The 22,922-nt window shown below is 43.6% G+C and carries 18 protein-coding genes; 13 read left to right on the top strand and 5 right to left on the bottom strand.

What is annotated here, in order from left to right; all coding sequences use genetic code 11:
* Positions 1-14: 14 nt before the first annotated feature.
* Genes ACK4EX_RS07775 through acs form a run of 7 tightly spaced genes read left to right on the top strand, consistent with a single transcriptional unit; the run spans position 15 to position 8,854 of the window.
* The gene (locus ACK4EX_RS07775; protein WP_409771456.1) at positions 15-1,529 is read left to right on the top strand and encodes a porin; all 1,515 of its coding nucleotides are present in this window, start codon (positions 15-17) and stop codon (positions 1,527-1,529) included.
* Positions 1,530-1,550: 21 nt separating this feature from the next.
* On the top strand, positions 1,551-1,811 hold the full coding sequence (locus ACK4EX_RS07780; protein WP_409771457.1) for a DUF4212 domain-containing protein: 261 nt from the start codon (positions 1,551-1,553) through the stop codon (positions 1,809-1,811).
* Between the two features lie 19 nt (positions 1,812-1,830).
* Entirely contained in the window at positions 1,831-3,519 is a 1,689-nt protein-coding gene (locus ACK4EX_RS07785) for a sodium:solute symporter family protein (protein WP_409771458.1), read from the top strand.
* A 59-nt stretch (positions 3,520-3,578) separates the two neighbouring features.
* A complete protein-coding gene (locus tag ACK4EX_RS07790) occupies positions 3,579-3,770 on the top strand; it encodes a hypothetical protein (protein ID WP_409771461.1) in 192 nt (63 codons plus the stop codon).
* Between the two features lie 10 nt (positions 3,771-3,780).
* On the top strand, positions 3,781-6,492 hold the full coding sequence (locus tag ACK4EX_RS07795) for an ATP-binding protein (RefSeq protein WP_409771463.1): 2,712 nt from the start codon (positions 3,781-3,783) through the stop codon (positions 6,490-6,492).
* Positions 6,485-6,907, top strand: coding sequence for a response regulator transcription factor (locus tag ACK4EX_RS07800; RefSeq protein WP_409771465.1), 423 nt, complete (start codon positions 6,485-6,487; stop codon positions 6,905-6,907). The genes ACK4EX_RS07795 and ACK4EX_RS07800 overlap by 8 nt, the downstream gene beginning before the upstream one ends.
* Positions 6,908-6,934: 27 nt before the next feature.
* Positions 6,935-8,854: an acetate--CoA ligase gene (gene acs, locus ACK4EX_RS07805; RefSeq protein WP_409771468.1), complete on the top strand. Its 1,920-nt coding sequence runs from the start codon at positions 6,935-6,937 to the stop codon at positions 8,852-8,854.
* A 131-nt stretch (positions 8,855-8,985) separates the two neighbouring features.
* Here acs and dnaE read toward each other — a convergent pair whose 3' ends face one another.
* A complete protein-coding gene (dnaE, locus tag ACK4EX_RS07810) occupies positions 8,986-13,311 on the bottom strand; it encodes a DNA polymerase III subunit alpha (protein ID WP_409771470.1) in 4,326 nt (1,441 codons plus the stop codon).
* Positions 13,312-13,428: 117 nt separating this feature from the next.
* Here dnaE and ACK4EX_RS07815 point away from each other — a divergent pair, with 117 nt between their 5' ends.
* Positions 13,429-13,620, top strand: a complete 192-nt coding sequence (locus ACK4EX_RS07815; protein ID WP_409771473.1) for a hypothetical protein — start codon at positions 13,429-13,431, stop codon at positions 13,618-13,620.
* Between the two features lie 217 nt (positions 13,621-13,837).
* On the opposite strand, the gene ACK4EX_RS07820 is transcribed toward ACK4EX_RS07815, so the two are convergent.
* Positions 13,838-15,121 carry a mechanosensitive ion channel family protein gene (locus ACK4EX_RS07820; protein WP_409771475.1) on the bottom strand — a complete coding sequence of 428 codons (1,284 nt, stop codon included), beginning with the start codon at positions 15,119-15,121 and terminating at the stop codon, positions 13,838-13,840.
* A 66-nt stretch (positions 15,122-15,187) separates the two neighbouring features.
* Between ACK4EX_RS07820 and ACK4EX_RS07825 the strand changes: the two genes are divergently transcribed.
* Positions 15,188-16,021 (top strand): alpha/beta hydrolase, encoded by an 834-nt coding sequence (locus ACK4EX_RS07825; RefSeq protein ID WP_409771477.1) that lies wholly within the window; start codon positions 15,188-15,190, stop codon positions 16,019-16,021.
* On the opposite strand, the gene ACK4EX_RS07830 is transcribed toward ACK4EX_RS07825, so the two are convergent.
* Positions 16,003-16,164, bottom strand: a complete 162-nt coding sequence (locus ACK4EX_RS07830) for a hypothetical protein (protein ID WP_409771479.1) — start codon at positions 16,162-16,164, stop codon at positions 16,003-16,005. The genes ACK4EX_RS07825 and ACK4EX_RS07830 overlap by 19 nt on opposite strands.
* A gap of 168 nt (positions 16,165-16,332) precedes the next feature.
* Here ACK4EX_RS07830 and xseA point away from each other — a divergent pair, with 168 nt between their 5' ends.
* The 4 genes from xseA to ACK4EX_RS07850 are packed head-to-tail and all read left to right on the top strand — an operon-like array spanning position 16,333 to position 20,898.
* Entirely contained in the window at positions 16,333-17,703 is a 1,371-nt protein-coding gene (xseA, locus tag ACK4EX_RS07835; RefSeq protein WP_409771480.1) for an exodeoxyribonuclease VII large subunit, read from the top strand.
* Entirely contained in the window at positions 17,666-19,825 is a 2,160-nt protein-coding gene (rnr, locus tag ACK4EX_RS07840; RefSeq protein ID WP_409771482.1) for a ribonuclease R, read from the top strand. The genes xseA and rnr overlap by 38 nt, the downstream gene beginning before the upstream one ends.
* Positions 19,826-19,861: 36 nt before the next feature.
* Positions 19,862-20,281 carry a hypothetical protein gene (locus ACK4EX_RS07845; RefSeq protein WP_409771485.1) on the top strand — a complete coding sequence of 140 codons (420 nt, stop codon included), beginning with the start codon at positions 19,862-19,864 and terminating at the stop codon, positions 20,279-20,281.
* Complete coding sequence (locus tag ACK4EX_RS07850) at positions 20,281-20,898, top strand: LysE family translocator (RefSeq protein ID WP_409771487.1); 618 nt, start codon at positions 20,281-20,283, stop codon at positions 20,896-20,898. The genes ACK4EX_RS07845 and ACK4EX_RS07850 overlap by 1 nt, the downstream gene beginning before the upstream one ends.
* On the opposite strand, the gene ACK4EX_RS07855 is transcribed toward ACK4EX_RS07850, so the two are convergent.
* Positions 20,884-22,086: a hypothetical protein gene (locus ACK4EX_RS07855; RefSeq protein WP_409771490.1), complete on the bottom strand. Its 1,203-nt coding sequence runs from the start codon at positions 22,084-22,086 to the stop codon at positions 20,884-20,886. The genes ACK4EX_RS07850 and ACK4EX_RS07855 overlap by 15 nt on opposite strands.
* Positions 22,070-22,918 (bottom strand): type 1 glutamine amidotransferase, encoded by an 849-nt coding sequence (locus ACK4EX_RS07860; RefSeq protein ID WP_124397644.1) that lies wholly within the window; start codon positions 22,916-22,918, stop codon positions 22,070-22,072. The genes ACK4EX_RS07855 and ACK4EX_RS07860 overlap by 17 nt, the downstream gene beginning before the upstream one ends.
* Positions 22,919-22,922: the final 4 nt, after the last annotated feature.

A 22,922-nucleotide genomic window follows, 5' to 3' on the forward strand; every position in this document is an offset into this window, starting at 1 on the left:
AAAACCCAAAACACATGAAAGCACAAAAACCCCTCAAAATCATCTTTTTTAGCCTGATATTGAGCCTAGCGGCCTATGGTCAAGGCTCAGAAGAATATGGCTCGGGTCTCAAAATTAACATCGACCAAAGCGGATCGAAGTATGTGCGCTTCATCATTTGGAATCAGATCTGGACCAGAGCCATGGAGCTAAATCCTGGTTCGGTTGTAAATGGACAACCTACTACGTGGCACTATGACCTTGGCATTCGACGAGCGCGTATGCTCGCATATGCCCAAATAAATCACCGTTTTTTGATCCTGACCCATTTCGGTATTAACAACCAAACCTTTATAAATGGAGGGGCTCCGATGGGAGGTATGACTGGTAACGGCGGTACCTACACCAGCGGAAAAAAACCCGGCATCTTCTTCCACGACGTATGGAATGAATATGCAGTAATACCCACCGTAAATCCGGAAACCAAAAAACCCAACAAAAACTCACTGTACATAGGAACGGGATTACACTATTGGCACGGAGTATCACGCATGACCAGCGCCAGTACTTTGAACTTCATGGCCGTAGATGCTCCGATCTTCAATTGGTTTACCATTGAATTCGCTGATCAATTTGCTCGCTATTTTGGTGCATATGCAAAGGGTAAAGTGTTTGATCGCCTCGATTACCGCATACATATTTCTAGACCCTTTGCTACTACATTGGATCTGCCGCGTGCGACTAACGGTTTACCCATTCTCAATAGAGCCGTAGAAAACAACTCTGGATCAAACAGCTGGATTAAGTCGGGCTATGTAATGTGGCAATTTTTAGACAAAGAATCAAACGTCTTGCCCTTTACAGTAGGTACATATGTAGGAACGAAAAAAGTTTTCAACGTGGGTGCCGGTTTTCAAACGATGCCAAATGCCACTAAACACTACACTCTGAGAGGCGAAGACACAGTAGTACAAAGCAATGCAGCTAATGTAGCAGGTTTAGATGTATTTCTTGATGTACCTTTTGGAGGTTCTACAAACCAGGCAGTTACGCTATATTCGGTACTTTATAATCACAACTGGGGGCCGAATTATTACCGAACAGTAGGAATAATGAATGAGGCCTCCGTTATAAAAGATCCGAGCTACACCGGTCCTGTGAGCATCAATGGCTTCGGAAATACCCGACCGTTAGTTGGTACCGGCCAAATTTGGTATACTCAAGTTGGATACCTGCTGCCAAAAAATGTATTGTCAAAAAAGCAAAAGCAATCCGTCGATTCCAATGGTCAACCGATATTAAACCATTATCCAAACACCAAAGCCAGTGTGGATAGAATTCAGCTTTTTGGAGCTTACACTTTGCACAATCTGCAGCGCATCGGCAATCCTGTACATTCATTTGATGTTGGCTTAAATTACTTCATTGCTGGTCATCACGCAAAAATTACGCTGCAATATTCGGCCAGACCCCACATACCTGATGGCGATGGCAATCGACAAGAAGGCTTTAAAAGTGAATTAATTCTTCAAACTCAAGTTTTTCTATAACCCTTTAAAAACCCAAAACACATGAAAAAGAACGCAACACTCGAAAAGTACTGGAAAGAGAACATCACTTATCTTTCCGTTCTGCTCGTCATTTGGTTTACTGTGTCGTACCTGCTGAGCATTGTCTTTGCAGATGCACTTAACGCTATGCGGATCGGCGGCTTTAAACTTGGATTCTGGTTTGCACAGCAAGGATCTATCTACACCTTCATTCTGCTCATCTTTTTGTATGTGCGCAAGATGAACGAATTGGATAAAAAGTACGAAGTAAACGAAGATTAACCTTTAAAAAATTAAAGCTATGGATATTTTAACCTGGACCTACATCATCGTAGGAATCACTTTTGCCCTCTACATCGGTATAGCTATTTGGTCGAGGGCTGGATCTACCAAAGAATTTTACGTAGCCGGAGGAGGTGTTTCGCCCTTAGCTAATGGTATGGCTACTGCTGCTGACTGGATGAGTGCAGCCAGCTTCATCTCAATGGCCGGAATGATTAGCTTTATGGGATATGATGGTTCTGTGTATCTCATGGGCTGGACAGGTGGATACGTGTTGCTGGCACTACTACTCGCACCCTACCTACGCAAATTTGGAAAATTCACGGTTCCCGACTTTGTAGGTGACCGTTATTACTCGCAGACTGCTCGTCTGGTGGCAGTGATTGCAGCCATATTTATCTCCTTTACCTATGTGGCCGGTCAAATGCGTGGTGTGGGTATAGTATTTAGCCGGTTTTTGGAGGTAGATATCAACACCGGTGTAATCATAGGTATGGTGATCGTTCTCTTTTACGCTGTGCTGGGCGGTATGAAGGGCATCACTTACACGCAAGTAGCTCAGTATTGCGTTTTGATCTTCGCCTACATGGTGCCGGCAATATTTATAAGTCTTCAACTTACAGGCAACGTGCTTCCTCAGTTGGGATTCGGTAGCACGCTTTCAGATGGCACATATCTGCTCGACAAGCTCGATGGCCTGCTCACTGAATTGGGTTTTAATGCTTACACTGATGGCAGCAAACCTATGATTGACGTGTTCTTCATCACTGCTGCTCTCATGGTAGGTACTGCTGGTTTGCCGCACGTCATTGTGCGCTTTTTCACTGTGCCCAAAGTGCGCGATGCACGTAAATCAGCCGGCTATGCGCTGGTTTTTATTGCGATTCTCTACACCACAGCTCCGGCAATTGGTGCTTTTGGCATGTACAATATGATCAACAACATTAACGACAAGCCTGTAGATCAGCTCCCTGCCTGGGTGGGCAACTGGGGTAAAACAGGACTTATAAAATATGAGGATAAGAATGGTGACGGCAAAGTGCAGTATCGCAAAGACCCTGCTTCCAATGAGCTCACCATCGATAAGGACATCATGGTCCTTGCCAATCCTGAAATTGCCCGACTTCCAAACTGGGTTGTAGGTCTGGTAGCCGCTGGAGGTCTGGCTGCTGCCTTGAGTACTGCCGCCGGATTACTTCTGGTGATTTCTACTGCCATTAGTCGCGACCTTTTAAAAAATGCCATTGCTCCGAATATCAGCGAAAAGAACGAGTTGCTCTCAGCTCGTATAGCTTCCATCTTTGCTGTGGTGATTGCTGGCTATTTCGGTATCAATCCTCCCGGATTTGTAGCTCAGGTTGTGGCCTTCGCTTTTGGTCTTGCTGCGTCATCGTTTTTCCCTGCCATCATCATGGGCATTTTCTCAAAACGCATGAACAAAGAAGGCGCTATTGCTGGAATGATTTCAGGGCTGGTGTTTACACTCTCCTACATTGTTTACTTTAAATTCATTAATCCTGAAGCAAATACACCTGACAACTGGTGGTTTGGTATCTCTCCCGAAGGTATTGGCACACTTGGTATGGTACTTAACTTTTTGGTGGCCTTTGTGGTCAGCAAGTTCACACCTGCCCCACCTCTACACATTCAAGAGTTGGTAGAAGATATCCGAATTCCCAAAGGTGCTAGTGAAGCTCATGTTCATTAAATTCTAAATCGGGAAGCACGAGCACGTGCTTCCCGATTTATTATAAAAGCCATTTAAACATGAACTATTCTGAACGCAATCTTTACCTAATTTTTTTAGCCGCAGGAGGATTTCTGCTCTGGAATTACCCCCTAATGACCTCAGCTATGAATAACGGGGAAATATGGAAGAAAATGTTGTACTTTTTCGGTAGCTGGATTGTGATTGTATTTCTGACAAGAAAATTGACTAATTCAAAAACCTCAGAATAATATCGAGTCAATGAATACAGCTATTGTAGTAGTCAGCATGGCCCTTTACTTAAGCTTGCTCTTTGGCATAGCTGCATTCATTGACCGTCGAAAAACCCTAGCTGTATTGCTTTCCTCCAGTCCTTATGTTTATTCATTAAGCTTAGCCGTGTATTGTACCGGCTGGACATACTTCGGATCAGTAGGCCGTGCTGCGAGCGGCAGTTTAGATTTTTTAACCATTTACCTCGGCCCCACATTGGTAGCTGTAACGATGCCTGTGGTGTATAAGAAAATGCTCAGAATAAGCAAATCACTAAAAATCAACACTGTTTCTGATTTTATCACAACCCGATACGGCAAAGGAGTAGCCACAGGAAACTTAGTTGCTCTACTTACCGTACTGGGCATAGTGCCCTACATCGCTTTACAAATCCGGGCTATTTCCTTGGGCTACCAGGCAATAACGGCTTATGATACATCACCTAACCCATTGCCAATCGTGCGAGATCCGGCCCTTTATTTAACTGCATTACTTGGGCTGTTCACTGTGCTTTTTGCCACTCGTCGCATCGCTACATCAGAAAAGAATGACGGTCTTGTCGTTACAATAGCCTTCGAATCGCTCATTAAGCTCTTGGCCTTTTTAATTGTAGGTTTGTTTGTAACTTTCTATGCCTTCGAACCGGGAATTGACGGTCAGCTCAGCGATATAGAGCGGTATTTTTCGAATTCGGATACAGAGGATTCAACGGAATATTTCAGCTGGTTTGCTATGATGGTGTTTTCAGCCCTCGCTTTTTTGATGCTTCCTCGCCAATTTGAAATGGGTATTGTGGAAAACGACAACGAAGGCCAACTGGACAAAGCCGCGTGGCTTTTTCCTCTCTACCTAATGCTTATCAATTTATTCGTAGTGCCCATTGCTGCAGCAGGTAATAAATGGCTGCCCGATCAAAATGCTGAATTGTACATTCTATCCCTTCCCATGAAATTTGATATGCCTGGATTGGCACTTTTTACTTTCATCGGCGGTTTCTCGGCAGCTACAGGTATGATTATCGTTAGTACGGCTGCACTTAGCCGAATGCTTAGCAACAATATTTTAATTCCGGCATTTATTCGCAATGAAGGGTTAAAAAAACTCTTCCCGGCAGAGAATCGAATTCCCATCTACACCCGCCGTTTCTCAATCATCGCCATACTTGCTTTGGCATTTTTGTATTATCGGTTTTTATCGGGTAAATATTCCCTGGTATCAATCGGGCTAATCTCTTTTGCCGCAGTATCGCAGTTTGCAGTAAGTGCTATAGGGGGTATGTACTGGAAGCAAGCTAACAAACGTGGTGCTATTGGTGGTTTAATCGCTGGCTTTTTCATTTGGTTTTACATTCTCTTGCTGCCATCTTTCGTTTCACCAGAAATTCTGAAAGTATTTGAAGCTGGTTTGGCTTCTGTGGGATTAGGCTTTCTCTCGCCACAGCAGTTTATGGGAATGTCGAACATTTCGCCTATAGGCGTTGCATTTTTTTGGAGTATGCTGTTCAATGTCGGGCTGTTTATTGTACTTTCCTTGCGATATAAACCTGATTTATCAGAGGTTAATCAGGCTGAAATTTTTACTCAGATTTTTAAATATGGCTCAGCCGTCGAACAGTCAGTTGTGTGGAAGGGCTCGGTAAAGGTGCGCGATGTGCGGCAGCTGTTGGATCGATTCCTTGGCAAGCACCAAACCGATGCCATCATTCGCCAGTTTGTTTACCGATACAACGATATTTCTGTGATCGATGATTCACCAGCCGATGCGCGACTTGTAAATTATGCTGAGAAATCGCTTGCTGCCGTAATCGGAAGCAGCTCTGCACGACTGCTTATCAGCTCAATTGCAAGAGAAGAAAAAATCACCCTCGATGAGGTGGTTGAAATTTTAAAAGAATCGCAAGAACTTATTAGACTTAACAAAGAACTCAGACGTGCCTCCGAACAACTGCAAAAAGCTACTACCGAACTACAAAAAGCCAACAAAAGACTTCGGGAACAAGACGAACGAAAAGATGAGTTTCTGTATACGGTAACGCACGAATTGCGTACCCCACTTACTGCTATTAAATCGCTGGTTGAAATTTTATGTGAGAATCAGGACCTGCCTGATGACCTAAGACAACAGTACCTCACTACCATTAGTCGCGAAACTGACCGAATGAGCCGCCTCATCGCTCAAGTCTTAGATCTCGAAAACTTCGAAAGCGGAAAACACAAGCTGGAAATTGATAAATTTGACATTAGTGAGGTTATTCAGGAATGTGTTCATAGTTTAGAAGAAATTTTCAACCAGAAAAAAATCACCATTCGTACTGATTTAGCGCGTCTGCCCGATATATGGGGCGATCGCGACCGAATTACTCAAGTAATTCTAAACTTGCTAAGCAATGCGATCAAACACTGTCCACCTGAAAAAGGCGAAATTTTTATTTCTGGATATGTAATTGACAATCAGATTAAAATCAATATTTCAGACAATGGACCGGGCGTAAAGCCAGAGCTTCGTCAAGTGATTTTTGAAAAATTTTATCAAGCCCCAAACCAAACTATTCGTAAGCCAAAAGGTTCAGGTCTCGGATTAGCAATTAGTAAAAAAATCATTCAACTGCATCACGGACGCATTTGGGTAGAAGATTCAGACCAACTCCCAGGTGCTCGGTTTTGCATTACCTTACCTATTCATTTTCAACATTATGAATAATTCTGTCATTAAAATTTTGATTGTTGACGACGAACCTGCCATTATTATGTCACTTGACTTTCTTATTCGAAAGGCGGGTTATCAACTTTTTATTGCGCGCAACGGACAGGAAGCACTTGATATAGCTGCTAATGAACATCCACATATTGCTGTGCTCGACATTATGATGCCTGATGTAGATGGTTTCGAGGTATGCCGTCGCATCAAAACACAACCTGACACTGCCGATGTGCGCGTTATTTTTCTATCAGCAAAAAGCAAGCAAGAAGATATCGAGCGCGGTTTGGCAATGGGGGCTGATTTTTACATCACTAAACCCTTCTCAAACAAACATTTGATGGAAAAAATCAAGCTACTCGCCGATGCTATCCAACATGAACAAGCTGAAGATCAACATAAAAACGGAAAACTTTAATAAGTAACCCCAAAAACCCCCAAAACCATGATGAACTTTCGAATATCATCGCCCGAACAGTACGAAGTAGCCTACCGCCGAAGCGTAGAAGATCCTGAAGGTTTCTGGGATCAAATTGCAAAGGAGTATCACTGGTTTGAACCCTGGCACAAAACCCTCGAATGGGAATTTTATACGCCTTCGGTCAAGTGGTTTATAGGAGGTAAAACCAACATAACGTACAACTGCCTCGACCGCCACTTAAAAAAACGCGGAAATAAACTCGCCCTCATCTGGGAACCCAACGATCCTAAAGAAAAATTTGTGCGCCTCACGTATCGCGAGCTCTATGAACGCGTGAATCAATACGCCAATGTGCTAAAACGCAACGGTATAAAAAAAGGAGACCGTGTAGCGATATACATGCCCATGATTCCGGAGTTGGCCATAGCTGTGTTGGCATGTGCGCGCATAGGCGCTGTCCATTCCGTGGTCTTTGCAGGCTTCTCTGCAGTATCGCTGGCTGACCGGATCAAAGATGCCGGCGCTGTAGCCGTACTCACCAGCGACGGCCTAAACCGAGGTGCCAAACAAATACCGGTAAAACGCGTCGTTGACGAAGCCATCTCTATGGGATGCGACACCGTTAAACGCGTAATTGTAACTGAACGCCTTGGCTGGGCAGTGAATATGGTCGAAGGTCGAGACGTGTGGTTACATGAGGAGCTACAACACGTCAGTAAAGAATGCCCGCCCGAGCCAATGGATTCTGAAGACATGCTCTTTATCCTTTACACCTCAGGCTCTACCGGTAAGCCAAAAGGTGTGGTACACACTGTGGGCGGCTACATGGTCTATGCCGGCTACACCTTCTTAAACGCCTTTCAATACGAAGAGTCTGACGTCTTCTGGTGTACGGCTGATGTAGGCTGGATAACCGGGCACACTTACCTCATCTATGGCCCACTGCTCAACGGGGCTACTACCCTTATGTTTGAAGGCATACCTACTTATCCCGACGCTGGTCGCTTCTGGCAAGTTATCGATAAATACGGCGTTAACATTTTCTATACGGCTCCTACAGCCATACGGTCGCTAATGGCTGCCGGACTTGATCACGTACTGTCCTACTCGCTCGACTCTTTGCGTGTACTTGGCTCTGTGGGCGAGCCCATTAACGAAGAAGCCTGGAACTGGTACTACATCCACGTGGGCAAGGAGCGCTGCCCGGTAATAGATACCTGGTGGCAGACGGAGACAGGTGGCATCATGATCTCTGCCCTTGCAGGCATTTCTAAATTAAAGCCTGCCCATGCTGGCCAACCATTGCCAGGCATTCAACCTGTTTTACTAGATGCCGATGGTCGCGAAATCGAAGGTAACGACGTGGAAGGCTACCTCTGTATCAAGCACCCCTGGCCAAGCATGCTTCGCACTACCTTCGGCGATCACGAGCGCTGTCGTCAAACCTATTTTTCAGCCTTTAAAGGATATTATTTTACTGGTGACGGTGCCCGTCGCGATGAAAATGGTCTCTATCGCATCATTGGACGCGTAGATGATGTGATTAACGTAAGCGGCCATCGTTTTGGTACAGCTGAAATTGAAAATGCAATTAATCTCTGCAAAAAGGTTGTAGAATCAGCCGTAGTTGGCTATCCGCACGAAATTAAAGGCCAAGGCATTTATGCCTTTGTAGTAACAGCCGAGCCGGTAACAAATCCAGATCTGGTAGAAGCTGAAATCATCGAATCGGTAGTAGCGGCTATTGGTAAAATCGCCCGACCAGACAAAATTCAATTTGTATCAGGCTTGCCAAAAACGCGCTCCGGCAAGATTATGCGTCGCATCCTGCGCAAGGTGGCTGAAGGCGACGTCAGCAATCTGGGCGATACAACTACCCTACTCGATCCGGCAGTAGTCGATGAGATCATTGAAGGAGCGAAAATGGTGAAAGTAAGTCAATAAATCCTTTTTATTGACTGAACATCAAACAATTAAAAAAAAAGGCCGTCGCTTTTTGACGGCCTTTTCTCTTTTAATGCAGTATTCGTATCATAAAACAGTAATCTTATCTGTATCAGTATTAAATTTTTCTTTCAATTCAAAAACACCTTTATATCCGGTATTTGCGAAAGCTCATACACTACAGCCCGATTGATTTTTACTTTCAACTTCGAAAGGGTTTGAACGCTAATTCCCGAATTATCGTCTTCGATGATGAAGCGCAAGAGTTTGTCCCCAGGATTTTTAGAAAGGGTTTTGTAAACGCTCGAAACCACCTCTTCTTCTAAACTCTCCGGTTTCACATAGATGTTCAGTCGCTGTGCTTTAGCACTTAGTTCTGTTACAGGCTCAATGTTGATAATATCGATATAAGGTTGACCAATCTGACCATCATTTCTTTGGTAGGGAGGTTTTACAAGTGCAGTAACCATCACTACTTGAGCATTTTGTACAAAGTGACCAAACTTATTGTATGCTTGACTGCGCAGTCTGAACGTATATGTACCCTCGTAATCCATGAGCTCGAAACGACAGGTACGTTCGCCGTTTCTATCCTCATCAAGGATGTAATTGTTTACCATTCCAAGCACCCGTATTTCCTGGTTTATAAAATTTTCAAGCTCAGCCAACGCTGAGGTAGTGGTATTGGCAAAGCTTTGAAATTCAATTCTGTAATCGTCTAAGGGATGCCCTGTGAGATATAAGCCATTGATTTCAGCTTCGCGTTGTAGGGCGTAGTAAGTAGTCCACGGCTCTATAGTAGGTATAGGGGGCTTCTGAATGCTTTCGCTCATCAAATCGCCGAAAAGCGACATCTGTGCCTGCGCCATCGCACTTTTAAAGGACTGGCCGTACTTTAATAAAGTTTCAATGAACGACTTGCCATCGCCTCCCTCAAAGAATGTTGCTCTATGACATTCTGAAAAGTCGTCAAACGCTCCACCTAAAGCAAGCGATTCCATCACCTTCTTGTTGATTGTGCGCTGATCCACCCTTTCTACAAAGTCAAAGATGGACTTAAATGAACCGCCTTTTTGGCGCTCTTCGATGATGTTTTGTGCAGCGCCTTCGCCCACACCCTTCATTCCAGCCAATCCAAAGCGTATTTCGCCGTTGGCGTTTACTGAAAAGTTCATATCACTTTCATTTACACTCGGGCCGAGAATAGGAATTTTATGCCGTCGACAGTCTTCCATGTAGAAGCTGATGGTCTTTACGTCGTTTTGGTAATGCGTAATGGTAGATGCCATAAACTCTGCCGGATAATGTGCCTTTAGAAAGGCCGTTTGCACAGCCAGCACAGCATAGCAAGTAGCATGTGACTTATTGAATGCATAGGAAGCAAAGGCCTCCCAGTCGGTCCAGATTTTTTCCAGCTTTTCTATCGGAAATCCTTTGGCTGTGGCTTGGTCGATAAACTTAGGCTTCATCTTGTCGAGCACAGCTTTTTGTTTCTTACCCATTGCCTTGCGCAGTACATCTGCCTCGCCTTTGGTAAAGCCAGCTAACTTTTGTGAAAGCAGCATCACCTGCTCTTGATATACAGTTACGCCATAGGTCTCACGCAGGTACTCCTCCATTTCAGGCAGATCGTACTCGATAGGTTTACGGCCGTGCTTGCGATCGATAAAGTCAGGGATGTATTCCATCGGACCAGGTCTGTAAAGGGCAACCATGGCAATGATGTCTTCGAAAGTGTTAGGACGCAACTGACGCAAGTACTTCTGCATGCCTGGCGATTCCAGCTGAAATACTCCTATGGTATCACCTGTTTGAAAAATGCGCTCATAAGTAATAGGGTCATCGAGTGGAATCTGATCGGGATCGATGTCGATGCCAATGCGTTTTTTAATCATCCGGCAGGCATCTTTTATGATAGTCAGGGTTTTAAGCCCAAGGAAGTCCATCTTCAGCAAGCCAGCAGATTCCACAATGTTGTTGTCAAACTGCGTACACCACATGTCCGAATCCTTGGCACGGGCCACCGGCACCAGGTTGCGCACATCAGTTGGTGTGATGATTACGCCACAAGCATGTATTCCCGTGTTGCGCAGTGCACCTTCGAGCTTCTCGGCCATGCGTAGCACTTTGCCTTCTAGCTTTTCAGAGTTGTAGAGTTGTCTTATCTCCAGTGCACCGGGCAGTTCGTTGCCACGCAACCGATCTCTGAGGTCTTTTTCGTCGATTTTAAACAATTCGCTCAGTGAGAGGGAGGAAGGTACTTTCTTCGAAAGCGCATTCACCTCTGCCGGCGAAAGACCCAGCACGCGACCACAGTCGCGTACTGAGCTCTTTGCCGCCATAGTGCCATAGGTGATTATCTGGGCCACTTGATTGGCTCCGTATTTATCAATTACATATTTGATCACTTTTTCCCGGCCTTCGTCGTCAAAGTCGGTATCGATATCAGGTAAGCTCACACGCTCCGGATTAAGAAAACGCTCGAAGAGCAAGTTGTACTTTATGGGGTCCACATTAGTGATGCCTATGCAATATGCCACTGCCGAACCGGCTGCCGAACCTCTCCCCGGCCCCACGATAACGCCCATCTCACGCGCTGCACGGCAGAAGTCGCTCACAATCAAAAAGTATCCCGGATACCCGGTCTTCTCAATGGTTTCGAGCTCAAAGTCGAGCCTCTCGCGTATTTCGTCGGTTAAAACAGGATAGCGCTTTTTGGCACCTTCGTATGTCAAATAGCGCAAGTAGCGATTTTCACCTCGCTTACCACCGTCTTTTTCGTCTTCCGGATCTTTGAAATCATCCGGTATCTCAAATTTTGGCAGAAGCACCTCGCGCTTCAGATCGTAATTCTCTACCTTTTCGGCAATCTCAGCCAGATTGTACAGAGCTTCAGGCACATCCGCGTACAACTCAGCCATCTCCTCTGGTGAGCGGAAGTAGTACGAGTTTACCGTGTAGCCAAAGCGAAACCCCCTACCCTTGCCAATCGGATCCGAAACCAGATTTCCATCGCGCACACAAATCAGCGCGTCGAGCAGTTCAAATTCATCGGGGTTCAAGTAATAGTTGTTGTTTGTCGCCACCACCTTTACCCCGTGCTCGCGCGCTAACTCGAGTAATATTTGGTTTACGTGTTGCTCCTCGTCCAATCCATGGCGATTCAGCTGTACGTAAAAATCTTCGCCAAACTGCTCTTTCCACCACAGTAAAGCCTCTTCAGCGGCCTTTTTTCCTTGGCTTAAAATCAGTTGAGGAATCTCGCCTTGCAGCGTTCCCGACAAGGCAATCAGATGATCTTTGTACTGCGTAATGTGCTTTTTGTCAATGCGCGGGTTGTAGTAGAATCCCTCTGTATTTGCGATCGAAACCAGCTTCGAAAGATTTGCATAGCCAGCTTTGTTCTTAGCATAGAGTACAATGCGCGGATTGCGTTCTTGGTATCCTTTGGCAGCCAGATCGTTCACCAGTTCGAGTTCACAACCGATTACACCTTTTATTTTTTGGTTTTCGGCCCGGCTGGCATTTACCTCATTTAGTTTCGACACAAACTGAAATGCCGCCATCATATTTCCTGTGTCGGCTATTCCCACTGCGGGCAGATTCATTTCAGCCACCTTTTGTACCAAATCACTCACCTCAATGGTCGATGAGAGAATGGAAAAACGCGTCTTGTTGAAAAGGTGAAAAAATCCTCCCAACTTTCCGGCATCCATAGCAGCTACTGGCGCCCACTCAACTGTCGCAGGTGTTGATGATACTTCAGCACTTGCCTTTTTCAAGCTCTGGTGCTTGATCCCCCACAGCGCAAAGGGCTGAGGTTTATGCTTAATGAATTCATTTAAAAAGCCCTTTGCCTTATTCAGCTGAAGCTCAGAGTAGTGCTTGCGACGAATTAGCTCGAAAAAACAACGAGCCGTAGCCTCTACATCGGCCGTAGCATTGTGTGCCTCTGCAAAGGTTTCACCAAACAAGTAGTAATACAGCTCAGTCAAGTTCGGAAACTTAAACTTCCCTCCTTTTCCGCCGGGCAACTTGGTCAGTAGAGCCGTTGCTTCGTCACAGGTATCCAGCCGCTTTTTAGAGGTGAGCAGCTCATAGTTATACCCATATCTGTAGAGCTCTGAGGCAATCACATTGATGTCAAACTGCAGGTTGTGCCCGGCGATCACATCCGCCTTTGCCACTACTTCCAGAAATTTCTGGTACACTTCACTGGCAGGTCTTCCCACCTTTCGGGCTAATTCAGTAGAAATACCGTGCACCTGTTCTGCATCGTAGGGCACCTCCCAATTGTCAGGACTCACGATAATGCCCTCGTGCTCCAGCAGATTGCCCCATTCGTCATGAAGCTGCCATGCGATCTGCACTACACGCGGCCAATTATCGAGCTGCGTAATCGGCGCGTCCCAACGCTTTGGGAATCCAGTTGTTTCAGAATCGAAAATAAGAAACATATGAAAGTCAGTATTTTTTATGTTTAAATTTGAAAATCAATTATTTCGATTAAAATAATGCATTGCCACAACAACCATCAGAAAGATTTTTCAACACCTGTTAAATCTCTTTTTCTTTTGGGCGTGCCCCTCACTCCATTCGCTTCGCTCAGTCGTTCGGGTCGGGCTATCCGCTCATATTCGCCTTGCACGTGGGCGCAGCACTATCTGGGCGGTGTTGTCTGCCCTTCGGGCCAGCCAGCCACTCCCAGAGTGCTGCAGCCCACACGCTGCGGCTCATATCCGCTCCTATCCCTCACGCATAAATAGCTTTTCTATTATATTCTTATGCAAACACTACACATTCTATTTCTATGGCACTCAAGTCACACAAATTTCAGTTATCCACCCAGGCTTCATTTTTTAATACCTAAAAAACTCCAAAAAGCCCCACTTACACAACTCAAAACTCTATCTGCTTCGTATTTATCGGTGTATTAAAACCTTCCAACAGTAAACAATCCTTAACCTCATAAGCCACCTTATTTCAATTTTTAGCTATTAAGCGAAAATCCATCCCCGTTGGATTTTGAAACAACTCCAAATCAAAAAACCGCACGGCCGCTATCAAGTGGTCGAAAATGTCGGCCTGCAACATCTCATACTCAAGAAGGGCAGTGTGCGTAGTAAAGCAATAAATTTCCAGAGGCAATCCATTTTCGGTCGGCTGCAGATGCCGCACCAGTATCGGCTCAGCCGTAGCAATGTCGGGCTTGCTGCGAATGTATGCTAATGCATATTGCCTGAATACGCCGAGATTTGTCATCTGCCGGCCATTGATGGGATGTGATGTATTTATATGATTGGCCTTGTTATACTCTTCGATCTGTTGAAGGCGCTCCTCGATGTAGGGTGTGATGAGCTGAAAGCTTTTAAATCGATCGATCATCTCCTGGTCGCAAATCTTCACCGTATTCAGATTGATGAACAGAGAGCGCTTTATGCGACGAACACCGGCACTCTGCATGCCCCGCCAGTTCTTAAAGCTGTCAGAGATGAAAGCATACGTAGGTACTGTAGTGATAGTCTTATCCCAATTCCGGATTTTTACGGTAGTCAAGTTAATCTCAATCACTTCACCGTCGGCTCCATACTTGTCTACAGTCACCCAATCGCCTACCTTCAGCAGTTCGTTTGCTGATATTTGAATCGAGGCTACCAACCCCAGGATAGTGTCTTTAAACACCAATAGCAATACAGCTGTAAGAGCACCCAACTTGAGGAGGATGCTATTGAAATCCGTACCTGTAAGAATAGAAATTAAAAGAATACCCCCTCCAATGTAATTGATGATGGCAGCTACTTGCAAGTAACTCTTAACCGGCTTGTCCTTATACTTCTCAATGCCAAGAAAGATCACCTCAAGTGCCCTTAAAAATCTGTGCACTACACTCACAATGAGTACCACTACATAAATCTTTATGCCCGCCTCCACGACTTTGGTCATAAAGGCATAGTTGCGAAGCAGCAGAGGAAGCGAGTAGTAGGCTATGATGGCCGGCACCAGATTCGCCAAGCCATTAAAAACCCTTTTTTCAAGTAAAATATCGTCAAATTGCGTTTCGCTACGCGATACAATCCGGTGTAAAATGCGCAGCAGTAGCCGTTTGCTTATCAAGTAGGCCAGGCCGGTGATTACAAACAGTATAGCTAAATCTATCAGCAGAATCACAAAATCAGCCACTTCAGGCGAGAGGTGTAAGAAGCGCGCCAAACGGTCGGTTACAAAGTCCAAATCATCGATATTCATAAACCATTCTGCTACTGGCATAGATACATTCGTTTTATCGTGCAAAATTCCTTTACTTTGACTGGTCTATCGTTAAAAGAGCCTAAAATGAGGAATGTTATTCTAAAATCACAAATTGCTGTTGAAAGACGCAGCATCACATCAAAAAGCTTGGGGCGAGAGGTGCGCATCGATTTCTATGTGCCTGAGCACAAAGGTTCACTTGGCTTACTGCTAATGAACGATGGACAAGATGCGGATGCTCTGCATCTCAAAAGCGAGTTAGAAACGTTTTATCACAAACATCCCGATAAAACACCACTGGTAGTGGGGATTCACGCGGCTGATCGATTGCACGAATACGGTACCATCTACAGTGCTGATTACTTAAAGCGAGGCAAAGGAGCTGGCGCCTATCACAAGTTTATCCTCTCAGAGCTGCTGCCTTCGATTTACAACACCTTTGACATTACCAGCGACCGTTCGAAGCGCGCTGTAATGGGCTTTTCGATGGGAGCACTGTCGGCTTTCGACCTTGTGTACCAAAATCCCTCTGTATTCGGACTGGCAGGCTGCTTTAGCGGCTCCTTCTGGTGGCGAAAAAAAGCCTATTTCAGAGGTTTCGATGAAAAAAAAGACAGAATCATTCACCGAATGGTGCGCAAGCAGGGCTTTAAACCCGGACTCCGCTTCTGGTTTATGGCCGGCACACAGGAAGAAGAAGATGACCGCAACAACAACGGAATAATCGATGTAATCGACGACCAACTCGACCTCATCGCCCAACTCTGCTGCACAGGTTACAAGCCCTATTACGAAATACACTATTTAGAAATTGAAAATGGCCAACATAACCAAAAAACCTGGCGATTGGGTATTCAAAACTTTTTAGAATGGGGCTTTTGCAAAAAAAGAACAGAAGGCTACCTGCTCAGGAAATAAGCAATAAATAAAATAATGATTATAGCACCGATCACGACTACTTTCTCGGCCAACTCATTCTCTTGAGCGTCTGACGAAGCAGAGACATTTTTAGGACGCAGCCTTCCAACGCTACTTCTGCGCTTTTTGTCTCTGGAATTCATATTAAGTTAAGTTTAAATTGCAACAAAAGTAAAAAATTATTTCATGCAAACCGAGATTTAAATTTTTTAATAAAAAGTTTTGAACAACTTTATATCTAAGCAAAACAAATTCAGTATTTTACTGAAAATTCCCTTTATTTTGCATTAAGCAATTGTCATTTTTCAGTAATGCCCGAGACAACCGGTGATAAAGTAATCTTTTCGCTGCTTGAGGTATGCAATAGCATTAAAAAAACACTCGATGCACGCTACACATCCCGCTTTTGGGTGCGAGCTGAGCTCATGAAACTCAATTATTACAAATACAGTGGCCACGCCTATCCAGACCTGGTGCAAAAAGACGACGGCCGCATTGTAGCACAGCTCCGGGGCATCATTTGGAAAAGCGACTTGTTAAAGATCCAGACAGCCTTTCAGCGCGACGTTAATCAATCACTTACTGAAGGTATTGAAATTCTTTTTGAATCCTCCATCACCTACGATCCCGTATATGGATTAAGCCTGCGCATTCATCAGATCGATACCACCTTCAGTCTGGGACTCATTGAAAAAGAAAAACTCCAAACCATTGAGAGGCTCAGGAACGAAGGCATTTTTGATTCAAACAAAAAGAAATCACTGCGTGAGCTTCCAAAAAATGTTGCAATCATATCTGTAGAGACCAGCAAAGGGTGGGCTGACTTCAGGCAGGTAGTTGAGCCCTACATTCAGTACTACGGGCTATTCTTCCTGATGTTTCCCGCTTTACTGCAAGGCGAAGGTGCCGTAAGCACCATTCGCGAACAGTTGCGTAGGATACAAAGCGTAGCATCGGAGTTCGACATGGTTATGATCATTCGCGGGGGCGGTGGCGAAGCAGGCCTCTCTTGCTACAACAACTACGACCTCTGTCGCGACATTGCCACCTTCCCTATTCCCGTGCTTACCGGTATTGGCCATTCCACCAACCTTACTGTGGCCGAAATGGTGGCTTATCACAATGCCATTACCCCTACAGCTCTTGCAGAGTATTATCTCGACATTTTTAAAACACGCGAATCCGAATTGATTTGGACGGCAGATAGCATCAGCAAATACACCTCATTGCGCATCCAACAGCAAAAAAACAAACTCAACAATACACTGCTTCGCGTACAGAACTCGTGTGCCCGACAACTTTCATCGATGCATTCAACAATCGAACAAACCGTTGAAAACATACATTTATCAACTCACCAGGCTCTTCAATGGCTCCCAACAGTAATAACCCAGGCCATTGAAAAGATGAGAAAAAATTTCTTCGCCTATTTATCAAAGCAGCACAAAGAGTTACAAACCTATTCACGAATAATTCGAATTCAACATCCAGAAAACATTTTGAAAAAAGGCTATGCGTACCTTTTGGCCGACAATGAAGCAATCAAAAACATTAATCAATTAACTCAAAACCAAGAAATAACCATTGTATTAAAAGACGGTAGAGCTTTAAGCAAGATTCTACACGTCGAAAAAAACACAACTAATGAGCAAGAAAAAAAAGAAACCGGTACAAATAATTGACTACACAGAACTTAAAGAAAAAATACTGAGAACACTCAGCATTGAAGCCGGAAGGCCTCTGAATCACAGACAAATAAGCGCCCGAATTGGTATAAGCTCAAAAATCGTCAGGCAACATGTAAGACAATGTCTCGACGAGTTGGTGGGAGAAAAGCTTATCGAAGCACTTTCCGATGGCAAGTACTTGTACCGTCCAAAAGCACACACTGTGACCGGTGTTATTGAAATAACCTCTGCTGGTCACGCCTATTTAATACCCGACCCGGAGCCCGATGGATCGCGCAGTCGCGATGTATTCATCCATCGCGATAGTCTCAACCACGCCTTCAACGGCGACCGTGTGGAAGTAGCCATATATGCCTATCTCAAAAAGGGATTGCCACACGGTGAAGTGATTTCAATACTTGAGCGAGCCAAAAAAGAATTTGTAGGTACCTATGTGGCAGCCGGTAAAAAATATGGCTTCGTCGTGCCTGATAACAAAAAGGTGTACACCGATTTTTATATCGTTGAAGAATTTAGAAATGGAGCTCAAGATGGCGACAAAGTGGTTGTAGAGCTCACAGACTGGCCAGAGCTCGCTACCAGTCCATTCGGGAAGATTGTTAAAGTACTCGGCCAGCCGGGTGAACACGAAACAGAGATTCACGCCATTCTTGCTGAATTTGATCTACCATACGAATTTCCGCCAGATGTAGAGCGCGAGGCAGAACAAATTCCTGAAACCCTCGACCCCAAAGAGATAGCACGCCGTAGAGATTTGCGAGGGATCACCACCTTCACGATCGACCCAACGGACGCAAAAGACTTCGACGACGCACTCTCGCTGCGCAAGCTCGACAATGGACACTGGGAAGTAGGTGTGCATATCGCCGACGTCACTTATTATGTAAAACCCGGTTCAAGACTCGACGATGAGGCCTATCGACGGGGAACATCGGTCTATTTAGTCGACCGAGTTGTGCCTATGCTTCCTGAAAAGTTATCAAATTTCCTCTGTTCCCTGCGTCCCAACGAAGACAAGTTCTGCTTTTCCGCCATTTTTGAAATGGACAATAACGGCAATATTTTTTCAAAATGGTTTGGCCGTACGGTAATACATTCAAATCGAAGATTTACCTACGAAGAAGCTGAAGAAATTCTAAAAACTGGCAATGGTGATTTTTCAGAAGAGCTCAACACGTTAAATCACATCGCAAAAAAATTAAGAGCTGCGCGATTTAAAGCTGGCTCTATCGGCTTCGACAAGTCTGAAATAAAATTCCACTTAGACGAAAAAGGTAATCCCACTGGTGTATACCAAAAATCGATTGGCGACAGCAATCACCTCATTGAAGAATTCATGCTTTTAGCCAATAAATACGTCGCTATGGAAGTCGGTCGCACCCCTGAAGGCAAAGCCTCTGGCCGCACTATGGTCTATCGCGTACACGACGATCCAGACCCAGACAAACTCCTTGAGCTTCAAAATTTTGTGTCAAAATTTGGATACAGGCTAAATATTTCGAGCAGAAAGCAGATCACACACACCATGAATGCCATGCTCGAGTCTGTAAAAGGTAAACCCGAGCAAAATCTCATCGAAACTCTGGCCATACGCTCTATGGCTAAGGCCGTGTACAGCACAAAAAACAGAGGACATTACGGTCTTGGCTTTGACTATTACACTCACTTTACATCGCCGATTCGACGATATCCCGATGTAATGGTGCACAGAATACTGCACATGCACCTCGAAGGACGCGAGGCCAAAAATCGCAACGAATGGGAAGAGCGCTGCAAACATGCCTCACTGCGCGAAAAACTCGCCACCGATGCTGAACGCGCCTCCATAAAATACATGATGACAAAATACCTGATGGACAAATTGGGACAAGAATTTGAAGGTGTAATCTCAGGTGTAACAGAATGGGGGGTCTACGTCGAATTAGTTGATAACAAATGCGAAGGAATGATCCGAATTGGCGACTTTAAAAATGATTACTACATCTTCGACGAAGAAAACTATCAAATCATTGGTTCTCGAAAAGGTAAAAAATATCAACTCGGCGATAAAGTGCGCGTACGAGTCAAAAAAGCCGATTTGCAACGCAAACAAATTGATTTTTCACTCGTAGAGTAACTTTTTATAGTTACTTTCGCCAAAAATTCGCAATTCATGGACTCAAAAAAGCTTGAACTTGCTACCATAATTACTGGTTCTGTAGCCATTTTGATGGCGATTTATTTTGGTTTTATTGCTGCTTCTGCCCTCTCATCATCTAAATTAATAAACTATGTTTTTGCTATAGCATTTCTTGTATTTATTGCATATAATTACATCAAATCAACTGAATACGAGAAAATAAAAAAACAACTCACTGATGAGATATCTGAATTAAATAATCGCATTGAATCTCTTACAATTGATATTAATAAAAAAACTGCCGAAATTGAAAAATTAAATAATGAACTTTCAGTAAAAGATAAAAAAATCACTGAAATAGAAAGCGAGAACAAGAAATTACAACAAAAAGTAGAAAGTTTAGAAGAAAAAATTATAGAGCTCAGCCAAAAAATCGATAATCCCACCGTTTAGTGGTAGAGCTGATTATAGCAGCCGTAATTTTGGGCATCACCTTGAGTTTTATGGTAGGCCCTGTCTTTGTATTACTGATTGAAACGAGCATTTACAGCGGTGCTACCAAAGCCCTGGCCTTTAATTTGGGTGTTCTTTTATCCGACATTTTCCTGATCGCGCTTGCCTCATATGGCAGCGAGCAACTTTTAAGTGACATTACCGGTAATAACTATATTTATTTAGCTGGTGGAGCAATTATTCTTATTTATGCTATATTCTCTTTTGTAAAAAAGCAAAAAATTTCTGTACAAAAAATAGAAATACAAAGCAGTTATTCGAAGAATATTTTAAAAGGATTTTTGATAAATTTTATGAATGTTGGAGTTTTAGCTTACTGGATGACGAGCATCGTACTTGTGGGTAATAGATATGACTACCAATTTAAAAAGATGTTCATGTATTTTTCGATCACATTAGGTACATATTTTTCGGTCGATTTGATCAAAATTCTCTTTGCTCGCAAAATGAGAAAATACCTTCAGCATTCCCATATGCAAAAGCTTAACACTGCAGTAAGCATCATTTTAGGTATTTTCGGAATATCCCTGATACTAAAAGGCTTATTGCTCAAATAAGCCAATAGATCCCCCCACCCAAGTTTTGTTTTTATTGTATTTCACGCCGATCATCTCGCCCTTACTTAGACGCATAAGGTTGATCATCGGTTTTGGTTTTTCCTCCTCATCAGGCCAAACGTAGAGAATGCGAAATTCAGCTTTTGACTTTTGAACATCACTCGGATCAGCAATGATTTCAGCATAAGTCACTTTTTCCTGGAGCACATAGTTGTCTTTCTGATGATCAGGTATGGACACAATGTCTTCAGGTGTTACGTTAAATATTACTCCACTGCCTGAGAAGCTAAATAGCGGTTTCAAAACAAAGGCCTCTAAGTTTGAGGGAATTTCTTTTACTTCAGATAACTTAATGCATTTAGGAGAAAATTTGGAATCAATATGTGGCAACAGAAGTTTAGAAATCTTAAAAAACCAATTCGGATGCGTGATCCATTCTACATCGTACTCTTTAGTAAAGTCGAGTGAATATTTCAGATCTTTTCTTTGATCTAATTCATCGAAAATAATGCGGTTATATATACGCTTTATCTCTATTTCTTTGCCATTTTTTTCATAATAGAGTTTGTTGCCTTTTACAAGGATTTTCGAAAGACATATATACTCTATTCCAAGTACTTTTTTTGTAACAATAAAATCAATAGCAGTATTTTGTTTTTCAGGTTCTATTTCGAGTAAAATGACATTTTCAGGTGCAGAATCTCCAAGAATAATTTGTTTTAAAGTGTCGTAATATTCAACTTCACCTGCCTTACAAAAAAAAGGAGTCAGATGAAGAGGTAGATCGTAATGCTCCAAATAGTGGTGATAGAGCCATGGCTGGTAGTAAAATAAGGAAGGAAAACCCTGTAGCTCAATGAGTTTAGGAATAATTTCTCCTTCCTGAGAAAGAGTAATACCAAAATCGATGGCTATAAAGTGAGGGCGTTTTTCATTGCCGGGCACAATCTTATTTTCAGGAATAATTCCTTCTGCTATTTTATTCAAATCAAGAGATAGGACTTGATGGAGTATTTCTTCAGCTGCCGTCAGAAAGATTTCTTTTTCTTTCTTCGAAAAAAAAACGGGTGATTCCGCTACTCTGAAGGGGATAGAATAATCAAATTCTTTGTTAAGCTTTTGCAAAAATTTTTGATAGGAAGCTTCTGAAAATTTTTCATTAAATGCTTGTCTATATTTGAGGTACATGGGCAGAAGAATTTTTTTCTTTTATTTGATGTGCTTCATTCAGAAAATTCATTAACACTGTATTGCGAGTAAGAAGAATTTTATCAGAGTCATTTATGCTCTTTAGCATATCATAGTACTTATCTTCTCCATACGTGTCGATAATGAATTTTTTCTTTTCCGGATTGTGAAGGTAGTTCAGCATACCTTCTACATTAGCTTCCGGATGAAATTGAGTGCCAAAGATGTATTCATCGAAGCGCATGCACATTACAGCGCGCTCCAGTTTCACATGAGGTCGCAACTTTTCAATACAGAGTATCTTGCTGCCCATCAGATTGAGGGCCACCTCGTTGGGCTCTGTGATTTGGTAATCGCGGCTATCCACAGCCCAGAAAGGATCGGGCAACTGTACTAAGTAACGGTCCATTTTACCATCTGTAGTTTTGTGAATGGGAAATATTCCGAACGAGGTGGATTTGCGCTTTGACAATTTTCCAAGCCCGTAATGGCGTACAAAAATTTGAAAGCTGTGACAGATCAAAAACAACAACTTTGGTTGATCAGGATTTCTCCGGTTGTGTGCTCTAAGTTGTTCTATAAAGTCAAAATAGGCCTTTTCCCATTCGCTGCCCTCGCTGTCGATTGGGCTACCAGGGCCGCCTGTCGATATATAAGCATCGTAATTTAAGCCTGGTACTAGGGCCGATCCTCGTGTATCGTATTCTACAACGATTGGATGAAGGTTTCGCCGTTCACAGAATTCGGTAATAATGCTGTGAATGCCTTTTTTGCCCTGATTAGGTTCACCCAAATACATATCGAGTATCGCGACTCGAAAAATCGACTTCATTCAA

Source organism: Thermaurantimonas sp. (assembly GCF_046299575.1).
In the GTDB taxonomy this organism is placed as follows: Bacteria; Bacteroidota; Bacteroidia; order Flavobacteriales; family Schleiferiaceae; genus Thermaurantimonas.